Raw genomic sequence first — 22,014 nt, 5'->3', positions numbered from 1 at the left:
GTGCGCCACTCAGCGCGATTTGGCGGGCGTGCGGACCGAATCCCATTCGGTCACGTAAGCGGTTTTGCTTTTTTTGTTGTAGAGGCACAGCTCGGTGCCTTGCTGGCCCTTCATGTGCTTCTGCGGGTATTGGCCTTGCAGCAGGACGGCGACGTAGCCGACGCGATCATCAAACTGCGCTGCATTGCCCACCGGTTTTGCACCTTTCAGGCCGCTGGCTTTGGTGCAGCTGGCGAGCACCGCTTTGTCGAACGTTGCCCAGGCGTCCGGGCTGGAGGCTTGCGCCTGGGTGGCAAGGGCGCTGAGGCAGAGGAAGGTCAGGGTTGTCACTTTCATGGTCAAGAATCCTTGGGCATTGGGTTGGCCGAGGTTTGGAGTATGCCTGAGGGTTTAGTGTGAATGTGTCGGCCTCTTCGCGGGCAAGCCGCGCTCCCACACAATCTGCGTCGAATTGCTTTCCCACGTACGACGCAAAATCCTGCCGGAGCGTGGCATGCCCGCGATGACGGTGGATCAGGTTGGAATAACTTCACGCCGGACTACATACATCCCGACATCTTCATACAAACGCTGCGCCCGCAGGTTGTCTTCCTTCACTTTCAAATCCACAAAGCCTTCGCGGCGCTGTTGGAACACCTTGAATGCATGCAGCAACAATGCGCGGCCAAGACCCTGACCTCGTGCGCGAGGATGCACCACCAGATTTTTGATATACGCGCTGGTCCAGCACTGACAGACGCCAACGATGCCGTCGGCATCCAGGGCGATAAAACACAGTGAAGGATCGTATTCAGGATCGGTTTCGAACCTTTGCTGCCAGACGTCCAGTGCCGGCACGCGACCACCGCCGTCCGGATAACCCAGTTCCATCAAACCATGCACCGCTTCTGCCAGTTCCGGGCGGTACTCGCTGAGAATAATGGACGGTGGCCACACCACCGCTGCGCAAACCTCGGCCAGATTGCGCCGCATCAGATAGCAGAAATCCTCGGCCATCCCTCAGTGACCTTGTTCGGCGACAGCCTTCGCCGCTTGGATCAGGCACTTGGTGAGTTCGGGTGAAGAGAACTTGGTCAGCACCCCGTTGGCGCCGGCCAGCCGTGCTTTTTCGCTGTTCATCGCGCTGTCCAGGGAGGTGTGCAGCAACACGTACAGGTGCGCGAAGTCCGGGGTGTCGCGCAGGGTCCGGGTTAACGCATAGCCATCCATCTCGGACATTTCGATGTCCGAGACGATCAGGTTGATCTGCTGCGCCGTGCCTTGCAGGTCCAGCAGGCAATCGATGGCTTCCCTGGCACTGCGGGCGGTGTGACATTGCAGGCCGAGATTACGCAGAGTGTGCACCGATTGCTGCAAGGCGACCTGACTGTCGTCAACCACCAGAATGCGCGCATTGCCCAGTACTTCGGCGTCTTCCATGCTCAGCTCGGTCGGGGCCATCTCGATTTGAGCGGGGGCAATACCGTGGATGACTTTTTCGATATCCAGCACCTGGACCAGCGTGCCGTCCACCGAGGTCACGCCGGTGATGTAAGAACGTACCCCGCCGGAGCCGAAGGGCGGCGGGCGGATATCGGTGGTCAGGCAGTGCACGATCTTGCTCACGGCCTGAACGTGCAAACCCTGTTTCGAACGGCTGACATCCGTCACGATCAGGCAGCCGCCGTTCGGATCTTCCAGCGGCCGCTCGCCGATGGCGCGGCTGAGGTCGATCACCGACAGCGACGTGCCGCGCAGGGTGGCGATGCCTTTGACGTGAGGATGCGACTCCGGCAGCTTGGTCAGCGGCGGGCAAGGGATGATTTCACTGACTTTAAGCAGGTTGATCGCCATCAGCTTGCCGCTGCGCAAGGTAAACAGCAGAAGCGAAAGTGAATCTGCGCGGGCTTTGGTGGAGGACATAAAAACCTTCTGAAGAGAAAGGTGGCGGGCGATCGCATGGATCGCCAGAAGCTATCGATGCCGGGTTATCGACTTGGTGTGGGCAGGCTTTAGCAACATTCCATCGACACCTGGTGAAAGCGACCCTGTAGCAGCTGCCGAAGGCTGCGTTCGAGGACGAAGTCCTCGCCCGACCCTCAACGAGCAATGTCCAGGGCACTGAGTTTAACCATTGACGACTGCTCTGCAGCCGAACGCAGCCTTCGGCAGCTGCTACAAGGGATCGGGGTTATTTCATGCCCAACCTTTTGGCCAAGCGTCCGAGGTTGGCGCGGTCGAGGCCCAGCTCGCGGGCGGCGCTGGCCCAATTGTGTTGATGGCGTGCCAGACAGGCGCCGATCAACTGGCGCTGATAATTGTCCGTGGCCTCGCGCAAATCGCCCGTTACTGACGTCGATGGCGCAGCCGTCGCTTGCTCGGCGATAACTTCGACACGGGCGCTGGGCAGGTCCAGGTCCGCCGCGCTCAGGCTGAGGATCTTCGGCCGTTCCTGGCACTGACCCAAGGCTTTCAGCGCGCTGCGACCGATCAGGTGCTCGAGTTCACGCACGTTGCCCGGCCAGTCATAAGCCAGTAGCGCCGCCTGAGCCTCTGCACTCAGGCGCAAACTGTTCAGGCCCATGCGCGAGCGGTTCTGCTCCAGAAAATAACCGCTGAGCAACAGCACGTCGCGGCCCCGATCACGCAGCGCCGGCACCAGCAGCGGGTACACACTCAAACGATGATAGAAGTCGGCGCGGTAGCGGCCGCTGCGCACTTCTTCAGCAAGGTCGCGATTGGTCGCGGCGATAAGGCGCACATCGACCTGGTGCTCCTTGTCCGAACCCAAACGCTGCAGTTGACCGCTTTGCAGCACACGCAACAATTTCGCCTGCACGGTCAGCGACAATTCCCCGACTTCATCAAGGAACAATGTGCCGCCATCGGCCAGTTCGAATTTGCCACGACGGTCGCTGGTCGCGCCGGTGAACGCCCCGCGCACATGGCCGAACAGTTCGCTCTCCACCAACGTGTCCGGCAACGCTGCGCAGTTAAGGCTGATGATGGGCTTGTCTGCACGCAACGAAGTGGCATGAATGGCCTGAGCGACCAGCTCTTTGCCGACCCCGGTCTCGCCAGTGATGAGGACGGTGAGATCGCTGCCACCGACCAGGCTGATTTCCTCGACCAGGCGTTTATGCGCTTTGCTCTGGCCGATCATTTCGCGATTTTGCTGACCGCTGGCCTGGCGATAGACCTCGGCGCGCTGGTGTTCGTGCTCTGCGCGATTGGCCAGGCGCTGGATGCGCTCGGCAGCGTTGACGGTGGCGGCGGCGAGGCTGGCGAATGCCTGCAGGGCGTCCAGTTCAATCGGCTCAAGACGTTGCGGGTCGAGTGCGTCGAGGGTCAGCAAACCCCAAGGGCGTTCGTCGATAAACAACGGGCAACCCAGGCAATCGTGGACTTCCAGATGATCATCGAGCCCATCGACCAGGCCATCGTAAGGGTCGGGCAGGTCGCTGTCGGCAGCGAACCGGGTCGGGTCCGGGCTGCTCAGGAGTATTTCGAAGCGCGGGTGTTCGCTGACTTTGAAGCGCCGGCCGAGGGTGTCGGTGCTCAATCCGTCCACGGCCAGCGGTACCAGCCATTCGCCGTCGAGGCGCAGCAGGGCGGCGGCGTCGCAGGGCAACAAGGCGCGCATGGCTTCGAGCAGGCGTCGATAACGCTCGCTTTCAGGCAGTTCGCGGGACAGGTCGGAGACCAGAGGGAGCAACGCCGTCAGCAGAGATTTCGCAGTCATAGTGACTCCATGTAGTCGGGATGACTATAAGTCAGCTTGCGTCAATATGACTATCACTCTTTTAACATGTTGATTATTAAAGAATAAATAACTGGCACGGAAACTGATAAGCACAAGGCAATCAGTTAGCAGCCCCAGAAGCCAGGAGTCAACTTATGCTTAGCGTTCAAGACCGTGCAATCGTCAAGTCCACCGTGCCGTTGCTGGAAAGCGGTGGCGAAGCGTTGATCACTCATTTTTATCGCATGATGCTCTCCGAATATCCGGAAGTTCGTCCATTGTTCAACCAGGCCCACCAGGCCAGCGGTGATCAGCCCCGCGCTCTGGCAAACGGCGTGTTGATGTACGCACGACACATCGATCAGCTTGATCAGTTGGGCGACCTGGTGGCGAAGATCATCAACAAGCACGTCGCCCTGCAAATTCTTCCGGAACACTATCCGATTGTGGGCAGCTGCCTGTTGCGCGCCATCTCCGAAGTGCTGGGTGACGAGATCGCCACGCCGCAAGTCATGAGCGCCTGGGGGGCGGCCTATGGTCAGTTGGCCGACATCCTGATCGGTGCGGAGAGCAGCATTTACGATCAGAAAGCACAGGCGCCCGGCGGCTGGCGCGGTGCGCGGGAATTCATTGTCTCGGCCAAAGTGGAAGAGAGTGCGCAAATCACTTCGTTCTACTTCGAGCCGGCGGACAAAGGCGCGATTCTGGCGGCGGAACCTGGCCAATATATCGGCATGAAACTGATCCTCGATGGCGAAGAGATTCGTCGTAACTATTCGTTGTCGGCGCTGGCCAACAAAGGTCAGTACCGCATCAGCGTCAAACGCGAAAACGGTGGCCGAGCGTCTAACCACTTGCACGACCAGTTGCACGTCGGTTCGAGCATTCAGCTGTTCCCGCCGTCGGGCGAATTCACCCTGACCGCCAGCGATAAACCGCTGGTACTGATCAGCGGCGGCGTCGGCATCACCCCGACCCTGGCGATGCTCGAAGCGGCGCTGGCCACCACGCGCCCGGTGCACTTCATCCACTGCGCCCGCAACGGCAGCGTTCATGCGTTTCGTGACTGGATCGACGAATTGGCCGCGCGTCACCCGCAGCTCAAACGCTTCTATTGCTACGCCGAAGACGATGGCGTCAGCCCGGCGGCGGACAAGGTCGGTTTGTTGAGTCAGGAACAGTTGGGCGAGTGGCTGCCGCAGCATCGCGATGTGGATGCCTACTTCCTTGGACCTAAAGGCTTCATGGCGGCCATCAAACGCCACCTCAAGGCACTGGGTGTGCCGGAGAAGCAAAGCCGCTACGAGTTCTTCGGCCCGGCTTCGGCGCTGGAATAACACCAGATCGGGTAACACGATTCCCGTAGCAGCTGGCGAAGCCTGCGTCGGAGGACGCAGGCTGCGCCAGCTGCTACAAAATCGCCGGTGGGTTCTTCAGCTTTTCAGTTCCTTCAAATGCTTGTACACCGTCGCCCGTCCCATGTTCAGCACATTGGCGACGTAGTTGGAGGCGCTTTTGCCTTTGAAGGCGCCTTCGGCGTGCAGAGCCAGTACCAGTTCACGTTTGTGATCGCGGGTCAGCAGGTTCAGGCTCAGCTGGCGCTCGCGCAGCCAGGCGTGAAGAAACGTGTTGATGCGCTCCTGCCAGTCATCGCGAAACAGAGAGTCCGGCTGCGGAATCAATTTGCTGGGCGACAGAAACAGGTCCAGCGCGGCCTTGGCATTCTCGAACAGCGAAATATTCAGGTTGATGCACAGCACGGCCAATGGATGCCCCGCGCTGTCGCGCAGAACGCTGCTCAGACTGCGAATCTTCTGACCGTCCCAATTGAGCTTTTCATACGGCCCGATGTTTCGTTCGCTGACGTCGTCGCTGAGCATGTCCTCCAGCGACGAGTCGTCACCGATTTCCCGCTTCGACAGGTTGTTGGCGATGTAGTCGACCTTCTGTGTGCGCAGGTCGTGCAGCACCACCTCGGCGTGAGGGAAAAACAACGTGGCGATTGCATCGGCGATCGCCCGGTAGTTATCCAGCACGGCATCATCCTGGCTCGGGTCTTGTTCAGGTGCGGTCATAACGGTGGAGCTCCAGGAGGCATCTGCGCCGGTGAAGAAGGGCGCAGGGATTTTGCCGCAATCGCGTCGACACGTCACCTGAGCAAGGATCAACCCAACCGCGCCGGGGAGAGCATCGAAGCGTGCAGACCGAAACGCGTGAGTTGCTCCGGCAGAGCCCCGCCGCGTACCAGTGCGGCGCTGGCCTGGCCCATGGCCGGGGAGGTCTGAATGCCATAGCCGCCCTGCGCCGCGACCCAGAACAATCCCGGTACGTGCTGATCGAAACCGCACAGCATATCGCCATCGCTGACAAAACTGCGCAGGCCCGCCCAAGTGCGCGTCGGTCGGCGGATGGTCAGCGTGGTGGCTTCTTCGATCTGGTAGATGCCCATCGCAATGTCGAGCTCTTCCGGCTGTACGTCGTGGGGTTCAACGGGATCGGCGTTGGCCGGCGAACCGAGGAACATGCCGGCGTCAGGTTTCATGTAGAACGATTCGTCGAGGCTGACCAGCATCGGCCACTGGTGAATGTCTACGCCCTCGGGGCCAGCGAAGATGAACGCGGCGCGGCGCTTGGGTTGCAGGCCCAGCGATCGGGCGCCGGCCAATGCGCCGATCTTGTCGGCCCAGGCGCCGGCGGCATTGATGACGACCGGTGCGCTGAAAGTCTGGCGGGCGGTCTGTACGTGCCACACACCCTCGTTATCGCGGGTCAGGCGCATGACCTCGCTGTCGGTGTGCACCTCGCCCTGATTGCGCCGGATGCCGCGCAGATAACCCTGGTGCAGGGCATCGGTGTCAATGTCGCTGGCAGTCGGGTCGTAGATGGCGCCGTGGACTTTTTCCCGGCGCAGAATCGGCACACGGGCGCAGGCCTCTTCGGGACTGAGCATTTGCACTTCGGCAACGGTGGCTTTTGCGCTCAGGTACTGATTTTGTAGCTCTGCCGGGTCGCCCGTGAAGTCTACGGTCATCTCGCCGCGCGGGGTCAGCAGCGGGTGTTCGCAGAAACCGGCGGGCGGGGCGTCGAAAAAGTCGCGACTGGCCTGGGTCAGCGCCCGCACCTGCGGCGTGCCGTATGCAGCGGTGTACAACGCGGCGGAACGGCCGGTGGAGTGATAACCCGGATGCGATTCGCGCTCGAGCACGATGACCCGGGCGTGCTGCGACAGCCAGAAACCGGTGGAGGCGCCGGCAATCCCGCCGCCGATGATGATGAAGTCTGCCTGGCTCATTGATGTCTCCCACAGGTTTCGTGTTGTCCGGTCTGCAAGCGGTAGATGGCATTGGCCAGCGCAATGTCCTCCAGACCCAGGCCGATGGACCGGAAGAATACGTGGCGATCGTAATCGGGACGCTTCACTTTTGCGCTGATCAACTCAGGCAGATCGCCCACGATCAGACTTATATCCCAACCATGCTGCTCGCCGGCAATGAGCATCTCGCCGGCCGAGTCCGGAGTGGTCTGCCGATAGTCGCAGAATACCCGCATGTCATTGAGGCTTCGCGGTGGCACTTCGTGGGCGCGCGGGGCGTTGGTGCTAATGGAGGTGATCAGGGCAGGTTTGCTCAGGCTGGCCGGGTCGATGACCGGGCCGGCGGACGAAGTGCAGAGCATGATCACATCCGCTTGTTCCACCGCGGCTTCACGGCTGTCGGCAAAGCTGAGGCGAGCATCAAGACGCTGCCAGCCAGCCAAGGCCTCCGGGCTTTTTTCAGCCAGACTCGGCGAATACACGCGAATGCTCTGCCAGTCCCGCAGATTTTTTACGTAGTGCAGATGTGCCTGGGCGACCTTGCCGCTGCCAATAATTGCCAAGCGTCGAACATCGGGCGCGGCGAGGGCGTCAACGGCAACAGCAGTGGTGGCCGCCGTGCGAGCGATGGTCAGTTCGCCGGCATCGCATAGCAGCAATGGCTGGCCGGTCTGCATGGACATCAACAGCGTCCACGCCGTGACCAGCGCACCTTGCTCGCGCACGATGTACGGCGACGTCTTGACGCCATATACGCCGTCTTGGGCCAACACCCCGAGGAAATTGATGAAGTCGCCCGCGCCCTGTGGAAACTCCACCCGTTGTTGTGCCGGTTGCACCGCCTGCCCGGCAGCGAGGTCGCGGAACAGTTTGCGCAGGATGTGCGGCACATCGACCCGAGCCAACAGTTCGCGCGCCTGAAGCTGGTTGATCACATTGGAGGGGCGGGACATATCGGTTCCGGAAGCTCTAACTAAACTGGTTTGTCCATTATGGACATTTAGTTTCATCAGGCAACGTCCAGGCAAAAAAAAAGCGCAGTCCGTGGCCGGCTGCGCCTCTTTTTGCTTTGCGCCGTGTTACGGGCGTTTGCGTTCAACCGCCCGCAGCAGATGCGTTGGCGGTGTTTCACAACTGATCTTGCGGCCCAGCAGCGCTTCGATGGACGGTAACTGATAGGAATCGTCCTCACCGGCAAAACTGATGGACACGCCATCGGCGCCGGCACGACCGGTCCGACCGATACGGTGGACGTAATCGTCCGGGACTTCCGGCAGGGTGAAGTTGATCACGTGGCTGATGCCGTCGATGTGGATGCCTCGTCCGGCTACGTCGGTGGCGACGAGCACGCGAATCTTGCCTTCGCGGAAACCTTCCAGGGTCTTGATGCGCTTGTGTTGCGGCACATCGCCGGACAGTTGCGCGGCGTTGACGCCGTCACGCACCAGACGCTCTTCGATACGCCGCACTTCATCCTTGCGATTGGCGAAAACCATCACCCGCTCCCAGCCGTTGTCGTTGACCAGGTTGTAGAGCAATTTGTACTTGTCGGCACCGGCCACCGCGTAGATGTGTTGCTCGACGTTTTCGCTGGCAACGTTCTGCGACTCGATCTCGACGATCGACGGGTCGGTCGTCCACTGCTTGGCGAGGTTCATCACGTCTTCGGTAAAGGTCGCGGAAAACAGCAGCGTCTGACGCTCGTCTTTCGGTGGGGTCTGACGAATGATCTGCCGCACTTGCGGGATGAAGCCCATGTCGAGCATGCGGTCGGCTTCGTCCAGCACCATCACTTCTACCATGTCCAGGTGCACGTCGCCGCGCTGGTTGAAATCAAGCAAACGGCCCGGCGTCGCCACGAGGATGTCGCAGTGACGGGCTTCGAGGTGCTTGAGCTGCTTGTCGAAGTCCATGCCCCCGACAAACGTCATGACATTGAGGCCGGTGTACTTGGTCAGGTCGGCAGCGTCCTTGGCGATCTGCACCACCAGTTCCCGGGTTGGCGCAATGATCAGCGCGCGCGGCTCGCCCATGTAGCGCTCTTTGGGCGGCGGGGTTTGCAGCAGCTGGGTGATGATGGAAATCAGAAACGCGGCGGTTTTGCCGGTGCCGGTCTGGGCGCGGCCAATGGCGTCTTTCCCGGCGAGGGTAAAACCGAGCACCTGCGCCTGGATCGGCGTGCAATACGGGAAGCCCAGGTCCTGGATGGCGTGCATCAGCTCTGGCGCAAGTTTGAAATCGTGGAAGCGGGTTTTGCCTTCCTGGGGGGCGACTGCGAAATCTTCAAGTTTCCAGGGTATCACTGGCGCTTTCGGCCTGGTTTCACGACGCGGGCGCGGGGGGGGCGGTGCTTCGGCGAGCGGCTGTTCAACAGCAGCTGCTTCGACAACCGGCGCCGGTTTTGCTGCCTCTGCGCTTGGGCTGCGGCCCGACTGATTGGCATCGGCGCGGTGGCTGGGGCTGTGAGACGGAGCGGGGCCTGGCGCGAGCTGCTCAGTCTCGCTTTTACCGAACATTTTCTTGAGTGCTTTGAGCACGGTCATCTCATCAATAGGTTAAGTGCCGGCCAGTGTAATGCAAGAATCGGGCGCGGCGAAGTGGGAGGGATCAATGGGCTGCTGTCACGCGATTAACGTCACGCGATCAACGCAAGCGCTCGCCGAGCCAGACGCCGATGTCGCGGATCTCTTCAGGTAACACTTCGTGACCCATTGGGTATTCCTGCCATGTCACGGTGACACCATGGTGCTTGAGGTATTCGTAAGCAGTCCGACCCATGGCGTTCTGCACCACGTCATCGTATTGGCCGTGCAGGGAAAGCACCGGAATACGCTGTTGGCTGGCGGACAATTCGAGCTCATCGCTGAACGTCGGCGCATACGTGGAGAGGGCAAGTACGCCACCCAACGGTCCCTGCCACTTGAGGAAGGCAGCGTGCAAGACCACCGCGCCCCCTTGGGAAAACCCGGCAAGGAAAATCCGCGAGGCGTCTATTCCGCTGGCTCGCTGCTCTTCGATCAATGCCAGCACGCGGTCGGCGGAGGCGTCGAGCTGTTCGCGACTGATCGCACGCGCCGGGCTCATGGCCAATATGTCGTACCAGCTGGGCATCTCGTATCCGCCGTTGATGGTCACGGCGCGAGTGGGTGCCTGCGGCAGAACGAAGCGGGTGCTCAGCAGGCTTTCCTGCAGCGCTTCCGCCACCGGCAGGAAGTCAAAACGATCGGCGCCCAGGCCATGCAGCCAGATAACACAGGCATCAGCGGCCTTAACAGGTTGAAGAATCAAGGGCTCGGTCATGGCTGCTCCAAATATGTGCATACGCTCTCAATGAGTGCGTGATTCGAGTGCGCGTCGGGTTGATCAGTTAAGAAGATGTCGCAAGGTTACAAGTTTAGCTATTGACCTGTCGCGTATCGAGGTCCGCAAGCGGTCTGGTACGGGCTTTGCTATGTAAACACTTGTACGAATAATCCCACGCTTGGCGGTAACACTATCAGGCCATCGCTAGCAGGGGGATAGCAAAAAAATCCGGTGATGGATGTTCGCCAGCGGCCGCAACGGGCTTCGCGAACGTGAAAGGGCTACAGCCTGTTCGGCCGATTGATGAGAAGCGAGGATTCATGAAAGTGGATTTTCCCTACTCGACTTATAGCTAGGTCTTACGTCGGTTGACCCTAAAAAAAGCCAACACGGGTCAACAACGCCTCATAAGGGTGCGACTGGACGCTCGCTCCGACACAACAAGAGCAAAACTGGAGGTTTGAATGAAGATGTTGAAATCCACCCTGGCCGTCGTGACTGCAGCCGCAGTGCTTGGCGTCAGTGGGTTCGCTCAGGCGGGCGCGACCCTGGATGCCGTGCAGAAAAAAGGCTTCGTACAGTGCGGCGTCAGCGATGGTTTGCCGGGCTTCTCGGTACCGGATGCCACCGGCAAGATCCTCGGCATCGACGCTGACTTCTGCCGCGCTGTCGCCGCTGCGGTTTTTGGCGACGCGAACAAAGTGAAATTCAGCCAGCTGAACGCCAAAGAGCGTTTCACCGCGCTGCAGTCCGGCGAAATTGACATTCTGTCGCGCAACACCACCATGACCAGTTCGCGTGATGCGGGCATGGGCCTGAAATTTCCAGGCTTCATTACCTACTATGACGGCATCGGCTTCCTGGTGAACAACAAGCTGGGCGTCAAAAGTGCCAAGGAACTGGACGGTGCGACCATCTGCATCCAGGCCGGCACTACGACCGAGCTGAACGTTTCCGACTACTTCCGCGGCAACGGTCTGAAATACACCCCGATTACGTTCGACACCTCCGACGAAAGCGCCAAGTCGCTGGAATCCGGTCGTTGCGACGTACTGACCTCCGACAAGTCCCAACTGTTCGCACAGCGCAGCAAGCTGGCCGCGCCGAAGGACTACGTGGTTCTGCCGGAAACCATTTCCAAGGAACCATTGGGCCCGGTCGTGCGTAATGGCGACGACGAGTGGCTGGCTGTCGTGCGCTGGACTGGCTACGCCATGCTCAACGCTGAAGAAGCCGGCATCACTTCGAAGAACGTCGAAGCCGAAGCCAAAGCCACCAAGAACCCCGACGTCGCTCGTATGCTCGGCGCTGACGGTGAGTACGGCAAAGATCTGAAATTGCCGAAAGACTGGGTTGTTCAGGTCGTCAAGCAAGTGGGTAACTACGGCGAAGTGTTCGAGAAGAACCTTGGCAAGAGCACGCCGCTGGAAATCGACCGCGGGCTGAATGCTCTGTGGAACAACGGCGGCATTCAATACGCACCACCAGTGCGCTGATGGATCTATCACCCGGTGGGCCAACCGCCGGGTGATGTTCTGTTCCATTACATCCGGGGCACTTCATGCAAAATTCAATCGGCGCACCAAAGCAGAGGTTCAGCCTCAGCGATCCAAAAGTGCGTGCGTGGGTATTTCAGATCGTCACCATTATTGGTGTGGTCTCGCTGGGCTGGTTTCTGTTCGATAACACGCAAACCAACCTGGAACACCGGGGCATTACCTCCGGCTTCAGTTTTCTGGAGCGCAGTGCCGGTTTCGGCATTGCTCAAACCCTGATCGACTACACCGAATCGGACAGCTACGCGCGAGTCTTTGTCATCGGCCTGCTGAATACGCTGCTGGTGACATTCATCGGCGTGATTCTGGCGACTGTGCTCGGCTTTATTGTCGGTGTGGCACGCCTGTCGAAGAACTGGATCATTGCCAAACTGGCGACGGTGTACGTGGAAGTTTTCCGTAACATTCCGCCGCTGCTGCAAATCCTGTTCTGGTACTTCGCGGTGTTCCTGACCATGCCGGGGCCGCGCAACAGTCACAACTTCGGTGACACGTTCTTCGTCAGCAGCCGTGGCCTGAACATGCCGGCCGCGTTGGCGTCGGAAGGTTTCTGGCCGTTTGTGGTGAGCGTCATCATTGCCATTGTCGCCGTCGTGATGATGTGCCGCTGGGCCAATAAACGTTTTGAAGCGACTGGCGTTCCGTTCCACAAGTTCTGGGTGGGCCTGGCACTGCTTCTGGTGATTCCGGCGCTGTGCGCGTTGATCTTCGGCGCACCGGTGCACTGGGAAATGCCCCAGCTCAAAGGCTTCAACTTCGTCGGTGGCTGGGTGCTGATTCCGGAACTGCTGGCGCTCACTCTGGCGCTCACCGTGTACACCGCGGCGTTTATTGCCGAGATCGTGCGTTCGGGCATCAAATCGGTCAGCCACGGCCAGACCGAGGCGGCGCACTCACTGGGCCTGCGTAACGGTCCGACCCTGCGCAAGGTGATCATCCCGCAAGCCTTGCGCGTGATCATCCCGCCGCTGACCAGCCAATACCTGAACCTGGCGAAAAACTCTTCCCTGGCGGCCGGCATCGGTTACCCGGAAATGGTCTCGCTGTTTGCCGGTACGGTGCTGAACCAGACCGGACAGGCGATCGAGGTGATTGCCATCACCATGAGCGTGTACCTGGCGATCAGTATCAGCATTTCTCTGCTGATGAACGGGTACAACAAGCGCATTGCGCTGATCGAGCGGTAAGGAAAAGCGCATGAGTACTCATATTTTCAAACCTGACATGCCGCCACCGAACCGCAGTATCGGGGCAGTGGCGTGGATGCGCGCGAACATGTTCTCCAGCTGGCTCAACACGCTGTTGACCCTGTTTGCGTTTTACCTGATTTATCTGGTGGTCCCGCCCATCCTCGGCTGGGCGATCATCGATGCCAATTGGGTCGGAACCAGCCAGGCCGATTGCACCAAAGAGGGCGCCTGCTGGGTGTTCATTCAGCAGCGTTTTGGCCAGTTCATGTACGGCTATTACCCGGTGGACATGCGCTGGCGCGTGGACCTGACCGTGTGGCTGGCAGTGATTGGCGTGGCACCGTTGTTCATTTCGCGCTTTCCGCGCAAAGCGGTGTACGGCCTGAGCTTCCTCGTGCTGTACCCGATCATTGCCTGGTGCCTGCTGCATGGCGGTGTATTCGGTCTGAGCACCGTGTCGACCAGCCAATGGGGCGGTTTGATGCTGACCCTGGTGATCGCAACGGTCGGCATCGCCGGTGCGTTGCCGCTGGGGATTGTCCTGGCGCTGGGCCGTCGTTCGAACATGCCGGCGATTCGTGTGGTCTGCGTGACCTTCATCGAATTCTGGCGTGGCGTGCCGTTGATCACGGTGCTGTTCATGTCTTCGGTGATGTTGCCATTGTTCCTGCCAGAAGGCATGAACTTCGACAAATTGCTGCGGGCCTTGATCGGCGTGATCCTGTTCCAGTCGGCGTACGTGGCCGAAGTGGTGCGCGGTGGTCTGCAGGCGATTCCCAAAGGTCAGTACGAAGCGGCCGCGGCGATGGGCCTCGGTTACTGGCGCAGCATGGGCCTGGTGATTCTGCCGCAAGCCCTGAAGATGGTGATTCCCGGCATCGTCAACACCTTCATCGCGCTGTTCAAGGACACCAGCCTGGTGATCATCATCGGCCTGTTCGACTTGCTCAACAGCGTCAAGCAAGCCGCCGCCGACCCGAAATGGTTGGGCATGGCCACTGAAGGCTACGTGTTCGCGGCGCTGGTGTTCTGGATTTTCTGTTTTGGTATGTCGCGCTATTCCATGCATTTGGAACGCAAGCTCGACACTGGCCACAAGCGTTAGGAGCGTAGTTTATGAGTGAAGCGATCAAACAGCCTGTGAGCCCTGAAGGCATTATTCAGATGCAGGGCGTGAACAAGTGGTACGGCCAGTTCCATGTGTTGAAAGACATCAACCTGAACGTCAAGCAGGGCGAACGCATCGTCCTGTGCGGCCCGTCGGGTTCCGGCAAATCCACCACCATTCGCTGCCTCAATCGTCTGGAAGAACACCAGCAGGGCCGCATCGTGGTAGACGGCGTGGAGTTGACCAACGACCTCAAGCAGATCGAGACGGTGCGCCGCGAAGTCGGCATGGTGTTCCAGCATTTCAACCTGTTCCCGCACCTGACCATCCTGCAGAACTGCACACTGGCGCCGATGTGGGTGCGCAAGATGCCCAAGCGCAAGGCCGAAGAAATCGCCATGCATTACCTGGAGCGCGTACGCATTCCAGAGCAGGCGCATAAATTTCCGGGGCAGTTGTCCGGTGGTCAGCAGCAACGTGTGGCGATTGCACGGGCCCTCTGCATGAAGCCAAAAATCATGCTGTTCGACGAACCGACTTCGGCGCTCGATCCGGAGATGGTGAAAGAGGTTCTGGACACCATGATCGGCCTCGCCGAGGATGGCATGACCATGCTTTGCGTTACCCACGAAATGGGCTTCGCCCGTACCGTGGCCAATCGCGTGATCTTCATGGACAAAGGTGAAATCGTCGAACAGGCGGCGCCGAATGACTTCTTCGATAACCCGCAGAATGATCGGACCAAGTTATTCTTGAGCCAGATTTTGCATTGATGCCGGGCCGACTCGAATAGACAAACCCGGCCACGTGCCGGGTTTTGCTTTTTTCTCGCTCAGGTAACCGTGAGGGTTTGGTGCTCTTTATGCTCTACCTGCTTGAACCCCCTCAAGTCCGCACCTTCACCCAGTGATCTTACGTCAGCAAGCAAATGCGGATAGCGGTCGAGCAGGCGCATCAGCAACACCAATGTTTTTGGGGGAAGTATTTCGCCACGCTCGTAACGAGAAAACGCGTTGTGCCCGCCACCAGACAGTACTTGCACCGCCTCTTTTTGCGTCAGATGCAGCTTGCGCCGGATTCGCTTCATTTCGTCGCCAATCATCTGTCGTGCCGCCATCACCAATTCGTCACCCGCGTCCGAATGGCGCTCAGAACAGCTGTCGTCTAATTCCACCTCTCCACACATCTGGCATTCCCAGCCAGATAAATCATCTACGCGGCGCTCTATGCCTTTGACGGACATGGTCTTCGCGCGACCCTCGAAATGGCGCATGCCTTCCTGGGCTCCGCAGCTAAAACATTGCTGGGTTTTCATTGGGATTTCTCCTTGAAGGAGATTATGGGTGGGCCACCGCCGGGCGATATGTCACCTTGATATAAATCTCCAAGCCGAATGAGTTGATGTGATAAACATCCTGCCAAACGCGATGATCAGCATAGGTGGTCATCGATTTGTACAGCATCCTTCCCTGTAGCTCGAAAATGACCGTCAGCATTTCCTCGATGGTTAACCCAAGAACGTGGCCGTCGTTTTTAGCCGTGCTGGTGAATGCTTTGGTTCCAAGTCGCCGGACGTCTGCCTTGATCACTATCAGGTTGTAATGGGGCGTGTTCTTTTCCATAAGAAGCCGTTAACCCTGTCCGTGAAATTACCCTTAAAGGGTAATTTTGACTAATCGAAAATCCCGCTCCTTCTTCTGCTCAATGACCCTGGACGGTTGCCGTCCTACACGAAGCTGACTAACATGTCAGAAAATTCATCCTATGATTGGATGAAAGGGCGGGCTCCATGTCAGACATTTCTCCGTTAATCAAACGCTCTCTGGTCGATCAGGCGCTGGAGCAGCTGCGCTTGCGCATTACCCAAGGTGTTTGGGTCGTTGGGCAGCGTTTGCCTACCGAACCCGAGCTCTCGGCAGAGCTGGGCATCAGCCGCAACACCGTGCGCGAGGCGATGCGCGTGCTGGCGTTTTCCGGGTTGATCGAAATCCGCCAGGGCGACGGCAGTTATCTACGCACGGTGGTCGACCCCCTCGACGCCGTTAAGGCCTTGTCGCGCTGCTCGATCGAACAGGCGCGCGAGACACGGCACATCCTCGAAGTCGAGGCGATCGGCCTCGCTGCATTGCGGCGCACGGATGAAGATTTGCAAGCACTGCGCGAGGCCCTCGCTGTCAGCGGCAGTCATTACCACGGCGACCTTGACACTTATATCGCCTGCGACCTGGTGTTTCACCGCCGATTGGTTGCCGCCGCGCACAACCCGGCCCTTAGCGAGCTGTATGGCTACTTTTCCAGCATTGTCGGCGCACAATTGCGCCACAGTCTGAACATCACACCCCGACGCCAGGAAGTCTTCGATCTGCATATCGAACTGCTTGATGCCGTCGAACGACACGACCCCGAACGAGCGAAAGCCCTGTCGAGGCAGTTGATCAATGAACCTTGAAACCGGAAAATCCATGTCCAGTAACACGCCACACACCCAGCGCACGGCCGAGCTCGAAGAGCTGCTGATCGACGCCGAAGCCGATGACGACGAAGTTCAGCAACGCCCCCCATTACTGCGCCGCCCGTGGTTGCTGTTGCTGGGCCTGATTTTGGTGGCGCTGAACCTGCGCCCGGCGTTGTCGAGCCTGGCGCCGATGCTCAGTGAAATCTCCAGGACGCTCGGGCTGTCCGCCGCGCAGGCCGGTTTGCTGACCACGCTGCCCGTGCTATGCCTGGGCTTGTTTGCACCGATGGCACCGATCCTCGCACGCCGTTTCGGTGCCGAGCGGGTGGTGTTGGGGATTCTCCTGACGCTGGCCGCCGGGATCATCGTGCGCAGCTCGTTCGGTCAGTGGGGTCTGTTCGCTGGCAGCGTGATGGCCGGGGCCAGTATCGGCGTGATCGGCGTATTGCTGCCGGGCATCGTCAAACGCGATTTTGCCAAACACGCCGGCACCATGACTGGCGTCTACACCATGGCCCTCTGTCTGGGCGCCGCGATGGCCGCGGGCGCGACCGTACCGTTGAGCGAGCATTTCGACCATAGCTGGGCACTGGGTCTCGGTATCTGGGTGATCCCCGCCGTGGTGGCGGCGATCTTCTGGTTGCCGCAAGTCGGACAGAAACACGGTTCGCATCACGTTGCTTATCGCGTTCGCGGACTGTTGCGCGATCGTCTGGCCTGGCAGGTGACCTTGTACATGGGCCTGCAATCTTCACTGGCGTACATCGTTTTCGGCTGGTTGCCTTCGATCCTGATCGGTCGCGGACTGACGCCGACCGAGGCCGGTCTGGTGCTGTCCGGATCGGTGATCGTGCAACTGGTGAGTTCCCTGGCCGCCCCGTGGCTGGCCACGCGCGGCAAAGATCAACGGCTGGCGATCGTGGTGGTCATGGCGCTGGTTCTTGGCGGCTTGTTCGGTTGCCTCTACGCGCCCATCGAGGGCCTGTGGGGGTGGGCAATTGTACTGGGCCTGGGGCAGGGCGGTGCATTCAGTCTGGCGCTGACGCTCATCGTGCTGCGCTCGCGCGATTCCCACGTCGCCGCCAACCTGTCGAGCATGGCTCAGGGGTTCGGCTACACATTGGCTTCCATGGGGCCCTTCGCGGTCGGCATCGTGCATGACTGGACCGGGGGTTGGTCGGCGGTCGGCTGGATTTTCGCCGTGATCGGCCTCGGCGCGATCGTTGCCGGGCTTGGCGCGGGCCGTTCGTTGTACGTCCAGGTAGAAAGCGAAAAGGTCTGAGATGTCGGCACTCCCGGTATTCGGTTCACGAATGCCGATAGTGTTTCGCGGCTTTGCAGACTATCGTGCAGGCATTGTTACCCAGCCATTTGCACCCACAGAGCTTGCCCATGAGCGAAACTCACGACGCCTTGATCACCCGCTTTTACCAAGCTTTCCAGCGACTGGATGCGCAGGCCATGAGCGCCTGCTATACCGACGACGTGGTGTTCAGCGATCCGGCCTTCGGCGAATTGCGTGGGCGAGATGCGGGCGATATGTGGCGCATGCTGACTACCCGCGCGAAAGAGTTTTCCGTGACGTTCGATAAGGTGCGCAGCGATGAGCGCACGGGTGGCGCACATTGGGTGGCGACTTATCTGTTCAGCCAGACCGGCAACATTGTGGTCAACGATATTCAGGCGCGTTTCGTGTTTCGCGACGGCAGAATCTGCGAGCACCACGACCATTTCGATTTGTGGGCCTGGTCGCGTCAGGCGCTGGGTTTCAAAGGTTTGCTGCTGGGCTGGACGCCGCTGGTCAGGAACGCCGTGCGCGCTCAGGCGTTGAAGGGGCTGAAGGCTTTTCAGGCCGGTCGCTGATAAGATCGCGGCTTGTCTCCTTCAAACTTTGATCGTCACGTGAATACCCCGAGCGAACTCTCCATCATTGCGGCCGAGCCACCGGTTGCTAAACCCTGGTTCGTCTACCTGGTTCGTGCGGCCAATGGCTCGCTTTACTGCGGGATCAGCGACGATCCCGTGCGCCGCTTTGCTAAGCATCAAAGTGGAAAGGGCGCACGATTTTTCCTCTCCAGCCCAGCGGTGGCGCTGGTCTATACCGAAGCCTGTTGCGACAGAAGCGAAGCGTTGCGCCAGGAACGGCTGATCAAAAAACTCAAGAAAAGCGCCAAGGAATGCCTGGTGGCGAGTGCCGCTGGCGCCTTATCAATCTGACTGATCATTTCCCATCAGGCAGATCTGTAGGCTGCTACCGATTTGCGCGCTAAGCTGCGGGTTACTTATTCCAGCGGCGGAGCCGAGCATGTCAGCGTTGATCCTTCATCATTACCCGACGTCCCCCTTCGCCGAAAAGGCCCGCCTGTTGCTGGGCTTCAAAGGCTTGTCATGGCGCTCGGTGAAGATTTCCCCGGTGATGCCAAAACCCGATCTGACCGCGTTGACTGGCGGCTATCGCAAGACGCCGGTGTTGCAGATTGGCGCCGATATTTATTGCGACACTGCCTTGATTGCGCGTCGGCTGGAGCAGGAAAAGGCCTTGCCGGCGTTCTTCCCCGAAGGCCAGGAAATGGTCGTCGCGTCGTTCGCGGCGTGGGTTGATTCGGTCGTGTTCCAGCACGCTGTCAGCCTGGTGTTCCAGCCCGAATCCGTTGCCGTGCGCTTCGCCAGTTTGCCGCCGGAAGCCATCAAGGCGTTTTTGGCGGATCGCGCCGGGTTGTTCAGCGGTGGCAGCGCCACGCGGTTGTCGGCCGAGCAGGCGCGGCATCAATGGCCAACCATCATGGCGCGCCTGGAGCAGCAGCTGCAGCGCGAGCAGGGTGACTTCCTGTTCGGCGCGCCGTCGATTGCCGACTTTGCGCTGGCTCATCCATTGTGGTTCCTCAAGGCAACGCCGGTGACTGCGCCGTTGGTTGATGCTTATCCAGCGGTGTCGGCGTGGTTCGCTCGGGTCATGAGCTTCGGCCATGGCGCCTCGAGCGAGATGAGCGCCGGGCAGGCGCTGGAAGTGGCGCGCAATGCGACGCCGGCGGCCTTGCCGGATGAGCAGTTCGAAGAGCCGAACGGCTTTAAGCCTGGCCAGCAGGTGACGATTGCCGCTACCGATTACGGTGTTGATCCGGTGGCCGGCGAATTGCTGTTTGCGGGGAGCGAAGAATTGATTCTGCGTCGCGAAGACGCGCGCGGCGGTGTGGTGCATGTGCACTTTCCACGGTTCGGGTTCCGTATCGAGGCTTGCTGATTCACACATAGTCCAGGCTTGGTAATTCACACATCCTTGTGGCGAGGCGTTATTTCAGTGCCGCAAGGATGGCGTCGGGGTCATACCCGCGAATCAATGTGCCGTTGACATCGATGATCGGAATTCCGCCCCCGCCCAAGGCCTCATAGGCCTTGCGCGCTTCGGTGTTCTTTTCGATATCGAATTCCTGGTACGGAATGCCTTTCTGATCAAGAAAACGCCGGGTCAGTTTGCAATAGCCGCACCACTCGGTGGCGTACAGCACGATGTTGGCGTTGGCCTGAGTCTGCTCGGACACCCCCTGCGAAGGGTTGAATACTCGCTCGATCTTGCCCCAGTTCTGATAAACGACGACCACCAGTACAATCAGCAGGACTTTTTTGAGGACGGCGGCCAGCATCAATTGCGTCGCTTGAGCTGATCGGTCAGCTGCGTTGGCAAGCCTTTAATGATCAGCGTGCCGGCTTCTTCGTCGTATTCGATCTTCGAGCCCAGCAGGTGCGCTTCAAAGCTGATCGACAGCCCTTCGGCGCGACCGGTGAAGCGGCGAAACTGGTTCAGGGTGCGCTTGTCCGCAGGGATTTCCGGGGACAGACCGTAATCCTTGTTGCGGATATGATCGTAAAAAGCTTTCGGACGCTCTTCGTCGATCAGCTCCGACAACTCCTGCAGCCCCATGGGTTCGCCCATTTTTGCCTGACTGCTGGCGTAATCGACCAGCGTCCTGGTTTTCTCACGGGCAGCTTCTTCCGGCAAATCTTCGCTTTCGACGAAGTCACTGAACGCCTTGAGCAAGGTGCGGGTTTCGCCCGGGCCGTCGACGCCTTCCTGACAACCAATGAAGTCGCGGAAATACTCCGAGACCTTCTTGCCGTTCTTGCCTTTGATAAACGAAATGTACTGCCTGGACTGTTTGTTGTTCTGCCATTCCGAGACGTTGATCCGCGCGGCAAGGTGCAACTGGCCCAAGTCGAGATGGCGTGACGGAGTGACGTCGAGCTGATCGGTCACGGCGACGCCTTCGCTGTGGTGCAGCAGGGCGATCGCCAGGTAATCGGTCATGCCCTGCTGGTAATGAGCGAAGAGCACGTGGCCGCCCACCGAGAGATTCGACTCTTCCATCAACTTCTGCAGATGTTCCACCGCCACACGGCTGAATGCAGTGAAGTCTTTGCCGCCGTCCAGATACTCCTTCAGCCAGCCGCTGAACGGATGCGCGCCCGACTCGGCATGGAAGAAACCCCAGGCCTTTCCTTGTTTGGCGTTATAACTTTCGTTGAGGTCGGCGAGCATGTTTTCGATGGCGCTCGACTCGGCCAGTTCGGAATCGCGGGCATGAAGAACTGCAGGTGTGCCGTCGGGTTTTTTGTCGATCAGGTGGACGATGCAATGACGGATCGGCATGGGCTTCTCGGCTGATTGAAGAGAGGAGGGCGTGCTCCCCGAAAAAGCGCTCAGTGTACCGCAACCACTGCTTTTGGCGCTGGGTGAAGGGCAATTGACAACGGTGCGGCACTGCTCGGGCAGTTTTTTCCCGGTTTAGCGCAATAAAGCTGACCAAATGGGTAGCTAGAGGCGATATTTCCCCGTCTCTGTGCTAGTTTTGCCCGGTCTTGCGCGAAGTCACTGCGTCAAGCGTGCATTCAGCATTTGTCAGGTCGAACCAAACCCTGATTTCGGTATCTATAACCCCGATCCCGTGGTTATTGGCCGAGGGTGCCAGATCCAGAAGATCGGGCTCGATGGCTGACACTGCACTCTGCAATCCATATGAATTTGATAGGGAAGGAACACTACATGGCTCTTACTAAAGACCAACTGATCGCCGACATCGCTGAAGCTATCGACGCGCCAAAAACCACCGCGCGTAACGCTCTGGACCAACTGGGCCAGATCGTTGCCGATCAGCTGGAAAACGGCGGCGAAATCACTCTGCCAGGTATCGGCAAACTGAAAGTGACTGAGCGTCCTGCCCGTACCGGCCGCAACCCTTCGACTGGCGCTGCCATCGAAATCGCTGCCAAAAAAGTTATCAAGCTGGTTGTGGCCAAAGGCCTGACCGACGCTGTTAACAAGTAAGACGCATTAAAAAACCGTGCACCGGAGCGATTCGGGCACGGTTTTTTT

At 59.3% G+C, this 22,014-nt stretch carries 23 protein-coding genes and 1 pseudogene; 11 read left to right on the top strand and 13 right to left on the bottom strand.

All coding sequences use genetic code 11. The features are described 5' to 3' along the window. Nucleotides 1-9: 9 nt before the first annotated feature. The 4 genes from ACYZT1_RS20355 to norR all read right to left on the bottom strand — a co-directional run bounded on the left by ACYZT1_RS20355 (nt 10) and on the right by norR (nt 3,721). Entirely contained in the window at nt 10-336 is a 327-nt protein-coding gene (locus tag ACYZT1_RS20355; RefSeq protein WP_462016430.1) for a hypothetical protein, read from the bottom strand. 177 nt (nt 337-513) lie between these two features. After that, complete coding sequence (locus tag ACYZT1_RS20350; RefSeq protein ID WP_462016429.1) at nt 514-996, bottom strand: GNAT family N-acetyltransferase; 483 nt, start codon at nt 994-996, stop codon at nt 514-516. A 3-nt stretch (nt 997-999) separates the two neighbouring features. Further along, the gene (locus ACYZT1_RS20345) at nt 1,000-1,902 is read right to left on the bottom strand and encodes a chemotaxis protein CheW (protein ID WP_462016428.1); all 903 of its coding nucleotides are present in this window, start codon (nt 1,900-1,902) and stop codon (nt 1,000-1,002) included. A 268-nt stretch (nt 1,903-2,170) separates the two neighbouring features. Beyond that, nucleotides 2,171-3,721, bottom strand: coding sequence for a nitric oxide reductase transcriptional regulator NorR (gene norR / locus ACYZT1_RS20340; RefSeq protein ID WP_462016427.1), 1,551 nt, complete (start codon nt 3,719-3,721; stop codon nt 2,171-2,173). A gap of 155 nt (nt 3,722-3,876) precedes the next feature. On the opposite strand from norR, the gene hmpA reads away from it, so the two are divergent. Then, a complete protein-coding gene (gene hmpA, locus ACYZT1_RS20335; RefSeq protein WP_462016426.1) occupies nt 3,877-5,058 on the top strand; it encodes an NO-inducible flavohemoprotein in 1,182 nt (393 codons plus the stop codon). A gap of 96 nt (nt 5,059-5,154) precedes the next feature. On the opposite strand, the gene ACYZT1_RS20330 is transcribed toward hmpA, so the two are convergent. From ACYZT1_RS20330 to ACYZT1_RS20310, 5 genes are all read right to left on the bottom strand, one after another. Then, nucleotides 5,155-5,796 (bottom strand): helix-turn-helix transcriptional regulator, encoded by a 642-nt coding sequence (locus tag ACYZT1_RS20330; RefSeq protein ID WP_462016425.1) that lies wholly within the window; start codon nt 5,794-5,796, stop codon nt 5,155-5,157. Nucleotides 5,797-5,885: 89 nt separating this feature from the next. Continuing rightward, on the bottom strand, nt 5,886-7,013 hold the full coding sequence (locus ACYZT1_RS20325) for an NAD(P)/FAD-dependent oxidoreductase (RefSeq protein WP_462016424.1): 1,128 nt from the start codon (nt 7,011-7,013) through the stop codon (nt 5,886-5,888). Next, entirely contained in the window at nt 7,010-7,987 is a 978-nt protein-coding gene (locus ACYZT1_RS20320; RefSeq protein WP_462016423.1) for an ornithine cyclodeaminase family protein, read from the bottom strand. The genes ACYZT1_RS20325 and ACYZT1_RS20320 overlap by 4 nt, the downstream gene beginning before the upstream one ends. 126 nt (nt 7,988-8,113) lie before the next feature. Beyond that, on the bottom strand, nt 8,114-9,577 hold the full coding sequence (gene rhlB / locus ACYZT1_RS20315) for an ATP-dependent RNA helicase RhlB (protein ID WP_462016422.1): 1,464 nt from the start codon (nt 9,575-9,577) through the stop codon (nt 8,114-8,116). Nucleotides 9,578-9,677: 100 nt separating this feature from the next. Beyond that, on the bottom strand, nt 9,678-10,334 hold the full coding sequence (locus ACYZT1_RS20310) for an alpha/beta hydrolase (protein ID WP_462016421.1): 657 nt from the start codon (nt 10,332-10,334) through the stop codon (nt 9,678-9,680). Between the two features lie 467 nt (nt 10,335-10,801). Between ACYZT1_RS20310 and ACYZT1_RS20305 the strand changes: the two genes are divergently transcribed. From ACYZT1_RS20305 to ACYZT1_RS20290, 4 genes are all read left to right on the top strand, one after another. Further along, complete coding sequence (locus ACYZT1_RS20305; RefSeq protein WP_462016420.1) at nt 10,802-11,833, top strand: amino acid ABC transporter substrate-binding protein; 1,032 nt, start codon at nt 10,802-10,804, stop codon at nt 11,831-11,833. Nucleotides 11,834-11,898: 65 nt separating this feature from the next. Then, nucleotides 11,899-13,080, top strand: a complete 1,182-nt coding sequence (locus ACYZT1_RS20300; protein WP_462016419.1) for an amino acid ABC transporter permease — start codon at nt 11,899-11,901, stop codon at nt 13,078-13,080. Nucleotides 13,081-13,090: 10 nt separating this feature from the next. Beyond that, a complete protein-coding gene (locus tag ACYZT1_RS20295) occupies nt 13,091-14,188 on the top strand; it encodes an amino acid ABC transporter permease (RefSeq protein WP_462016418.1) in 1,098 nt (365 codons plus the stop codon). 11 nt (nt 14,189-14,199) lie between these two features. Next, nucleotides 14,200-14,964, top strand: coding sequence for an amino acid ABC transporter ATP-binding protein (locus ACYZT1_RS20290; RefSeq protein ID WP_092272917.1), 765 nt, complete (start codon nt 14,200-14,202; stop codon nt 14,962-14,964). Nucleotides 14,965-15,023: 59 nt separating this feature from the next. Here ACYZT1_RS20290 and ACYZT1_RS20285 read toward each other — a convergent pair whose 3' ends face one another. Together ACYZT1_RS20285 and ACYZT1_RS20280 are read right to left on the bottom strand one after the other, a co-directional pair. Further along, nucleotides 15,024-15,506, bottom strand: coding sequence for a type II toxin-antitoxin system MqsA family antitoxin (locus tag ACYZT1_RS20285; RefSeq protein WP_462016417.1), 483 nt, complete (start codon nt 15,504-15,506; stop codon nt 15,024-15,026). Continuing rightward, nucleotides 15,503-15,813: pseudogene (locus tag ACYZT1_RS20280) on the bottom strand (type II toxin-antitoxin system MqsR family toxin). Before ACYZT1_RS20280 ends, ACYZT1_RS20285 begins: the two are co-directional and overlap by 4 nt. 167 nt (nt 15,814-15,980) lie before the next feature. Here ACYZT1_RS20280 and ACYZT1_RS20275 point away from each other — a divergent pair. The 5 genes from ACYZT1_RS20275 to ACYZT1_RS20255 all read left to right on the top strand — a co-directional run bounded on the left by ACYZT1_RS20275 (nt 15,981) and on the right by ACYZT1_RS20255 (nt 19,887). After that, nucleotides 15,981-16,640 (top strand): FadR/GntR family transcriptional regulator, encoded by a 660-nt coding sequence (locus tag ACYZT1_RS20275; RefSeq protein ID WP_462016416.1) that lies wholly within the window; start codon nt 15,981-15,983, stop codon nt 16,638-16,640. After that, nucleotides 16,630-17,928, top strand: coding sequence for a CynX/NimT family MFS transporter (locus ACYZT1_RS20270; RefSeq protein WP_462016415.1), 1,299 nt, complete (start codon nt 16,630-16,632; stop codon nt 17,926-17,928). Before ACYZT1_RS20275 ends, ACYZT1_RS20270 begins: the two co-directional genes overlap by 11 nt. Before the next feature lie 110 nt (nt 17,929-18,038). Continuing rightward, nucleotides 18,039-18,509: a nuclear transport factor 2 family protein gene (locus tag ACYZT1_RS20265; RefSeq protein ID WP_462016414.1), complete on the top strand. Its 471-nt coding sequence runs from the start codon at nt 18,039-18,041 to the stop codon at nt 18,507-18,509. Nucleotides 18,510-18,548: 39 nt separating this feature from the next. Continuing rightward, nucleotides 18,549-18,863 (top strand): GIY-YIG nuclease family protein, encoded by a 315-nt coding sequence (locus tag ACYZT1_RS20260; protein ID WP_462019292.1) that lies wholly within the window; start codon nt 18,549-18,551, stop codon nt 18,861-18,863. Nucleotides 18,864-18,951: 88 nt separating this feature from the next. Next, nucleotides 18,952-19,887: a glutathione S-transferase family protein gene (locus ACYZT1_RS20255; protein WP_462016413.1), complete on the top strand. Its 936-nt coding sequence runs from the start codon at nt 18,952-18,954 to the stop codon at nt 19,885-19,887. A 49-nt stretch (nt 19,888-19,936) separates the two neighbouring features. Here ACYZT1_RS20255 and ACYZT1_RS20250 read toward each other — a convergent pair whose 3' ends face one another. Together ACYZT1_RS20250 and yejK are read right to left on the bottom strand one after the other, a co-directional pair. After that, the gene (locus ACYZT1_RS20250; RefSeq protein WP_462016412.1) at nt 19,937-20,287 is read right to left on the bottom strand and encodes a glutaredoxin family protein; all 351 of its coding nucleotides are present in this window, start codon (nt 20,285-20,287) and stop codon (nt 19,937-19,939) included. Then, nucleotides 20,287-21,291, bottom strand: a complete 1,005-nt coding sequence (gene yejK, locus ACYZT1_RS20245) for a nucleoid-associated protein YejK (protein ID WP_462016411.1) — start codon at nt 21,289-21,291, stop codon at nt 20,287-20,289. The genes ACYZT1_RS20250 and yejK overlap by 1 nt, the downstream gene beginning before the upstream one ends. Before the next feature lie 393 nt (nt 21,292-21,684). On the opposite strand from yejK, the gene ACYZT1_RS20240 reads away from it, so the two are divergent. Next, nucleotides 21,685-21,966 carry an HU family DNA-binding protein gene (locus ACYZT1_RS20240; protein WP_007905514.1) on the top strand — a complete coding sequence of 94 codons (282 nt, stop codon included), beginning with the start codon at nt 21,685-21,687 and terminating at the stop codon, nt 21,964-21,966. Nucleotides 21,967-22,014 lie beyond the last annotated feature (48 nt).

This window comes from Pseudomonas sp. PB3P13 (assembly GCF_054897735.1).
Note: the sequence above shows the minus strand (reverse complement) of the source record. Positions and strands in the feature narration are given on the sequence as shown.